Here is a 2738-nt window from a genome sequence, read left to right on the forward strand (position 1 = left end):
CAGCCAGTAGCGTTCGTGTTGGAATGGGTAGGTGGGTAGGTCGACCCGGTGGGCGCCGGTCCCGGCGAAGACGGTGTTCCAGTTGGTGTCGGTGTCGCGCAGGCGTGCGAGTGTCAGGGCGGTCGCGGTGGTGTGTGTTTCGCTCTGGCCGGGTCGCAGGAGTGGGGTCACGGTGGCGGCCGGCGCTGTGAGGTTGTGGTGGACGAGTGTGGACAGGGTACTGTCGGGGCCCAGTTCCAGGTAATCGCTCACACCCAGGGCCTGGAGTCGTTGGACGCCATCGGCGAAACGCACGGGCTGTCGGGCCTGGGTGGCCCAGTAGTGCGGCGTGCACAGGGCCGCGGCCTCGATCAGGTCACCGGTCACCGTGGACACGATGGGCAGCGTCGGCGGGTTGAAGGTCAGTTCCCCGATGATCCGGGTGAAGGCGTCGAGCATGCCGTCCATGTGATGGGAGTGGAAGGCGTGCGAGACGGGCAACCGGTTGGTCTTGCGACCCAAAGCCTGCCAGTGGGCCCGCAGCTCAGCGACCGGTTCCTCGTCGCCGGACACCACGACCGCCGTGGGGCCGTTGACCGCCGCCAGACACACCCCAGGTGGCAAGGTGAGCTCGTGTTCGGCGGCCTGGATGGCCAGCATCGCCCCACCCGGCGGCAGCGATTCCATGAGCCTGGCCCGGGCCGACACCAGTGTGCAGGCATCCGCCAACGACAGCACGCCCGCAACGTGCGCGGCGGCCACCTCACCGATCGAATGGCCCATCAGATAATCGGGCGTGACCCCCCACGACTCGGCCAGACGAAACAGCGCCACCTCCAACGCGAACAGAGCCGGCTGCGCGAACAGGGTCCGATTCAGCTCCTCAGGACCGGCACTGCCGAACACCACATCCCGCAACGGGATGTCGAAGTGTGTGCAGACCTTGTCGAAAGCGGCGGCGAAGACCGGTGAGGCCTCATGGAGTTCACGCCCCATCCCCAGGCGCTGACTGCCCTGCCCCGTGAACAAGAACACACTCTTACCCCGTGCAGCATCAGGGACCCGCACGATGGTGGCCGCCTCCCGGCCGCCCGCCAACGCACCAAGTCCGTCAAGAAGCTCCTCACGATCACGCCCAACAACCGCCGCCCGGCACTCAAGCAAAGCCCGCCCCGTGGCCAACGACAAACCGACATCAAGCAACCCGAGCTCCGAACGCTCCGAGACGAACTGCCACAACCGCTCCGCCCGAGCACGCAGAGCCACCTCCGACTTCCCCGACAACACCCACGGAACAGCCAAACCGGAATCCCGGCGGGACTCAGCAGGATCAGCAGCAGGTGCTGCCTCCATGGCGGGATCGTTGTGGGACTCGGCGGAGGCCAGGGCGGGAAGCGTCTGCTCGACGGTGTCGGACGTGGCCACCAGGACGACCGTGGGATCCCGGCGGGGTTCGGTGGGGGTTGGAGCGGGTGGTGCCTCTTCGATGATGACGTGGGCGTTGGTCCCGCTGATCCCGAACGAGGAGACGCCAGCGCGCCGGGGACGCTCGGCGGGCGGCCACCGCCGCGCCTGGGTGAGCAGGGCCAACGCACTGTTGTCCCAGTCGATGTGAGGAGTGGGATCCTCAGCATGAAGGGTACGCGGAAGCGTGTCGTGCCGCATCGCCTGGACCATCTTGATGACACCACCCACCCCCGCCGCGGCCTGGGCATGACCGATGTTCGACTTCAACGACCCCAACCACAACGGCCGCTCGGGCAAACGATCCTGACCATAGGTCGCCAGCAGAGCACGGGCCTCGATCGGATCACCCAAAGTCGTACCAGTGCCATGCGCCTCCACCACATCGACATCCGCCGCGGACAACCGGGAGTTCGCCAACGCCTGCCGAATCACCCGCTCCTGCGCCGGACCATTGGGCGCAGTCAACCCGTTGCTCGCACCGTCCTGATTGACCGCCGAACCACGGATCACCGCATGCACCCGATGACCATGACGACGAGCATCAGACAACCGCTCCAAAAGCAACAGACCCACACCCTCCGACCACCCCGTGCCATCGGTGTCCGCCGAAAACGACTTGCAGCGCCCATCCGGCGCCAACCCCCGCTGCCTGCTGAACTCCACGAACGGCCCCGGATCCGTCATCACCGTGACCCCGCCCGCCACCACCAGATCACACTCCCCCGCATGCAACGCCTGCGCCGCCAGATGCACAGCAACCAACGACGACGAACACGCGGTATCAACCGTCACCGCCGGACCCTGCAACCCGTAGGTGTAAGCCAGCCGACCCGAGATCACACTCGAGGAATTCCCGACCAGCAAAAACCCCTCCAACTCCGCCGGCACCACCGACAAGTGCGAGGCATAGTCGTGATACATCGCCCCCACGAACACACCAGTATTACCACCCCGCAGCATGCCCACATCGATCGCCGCGTCCTCAAAGACATCCCACGCCACCTCCAACAGCAACCGCTGCTGCGGATCCATCGCCGTCGCCTCACGCGGCGAAATCCCGAAAAACCCCCGATCGAACAAATCCGCGTCATACAAGAACCCACCCTCACGCACATACGACGTCCCCAGATGCTCCGGATCCGGATCATAAAGCCCCTCCAGATCCCAACCCCGATTCACCGGAAAACCACCGATCGCGTCAACACCCGAATCCACCAACCCCCAAAGACCCTCCGGCGAACCCACACCACCCGGATACCGACACGCCATCCCCACCACCGCAACCGGCTCAT

The 2738-nt window shown here is 65.7% G+C and carries 1 protein-coding gene; it reads right to left on the reverse strand.

Annotation, left to right across the window (positions count from 1 at the left end; all coding sequences use genetic code 11):
* Positions 1-2738: type I polyketide synthase (locus tag ABH937_RS38125; RefSeq protein ID WP_370220848.1), on the reverse strand; the 2738-nt coding region annotated here is incomplete at both ends.

It is taken from the genome of Kitasatospora sp. GAS1066B, assembly GCF_041262605.1.
Classification (GTDB): domain Bacteria; phylum Actinomycetota; class Actinomycetes; order Streptomycetales; family Streptomycetaceae; genus Kitasatospora.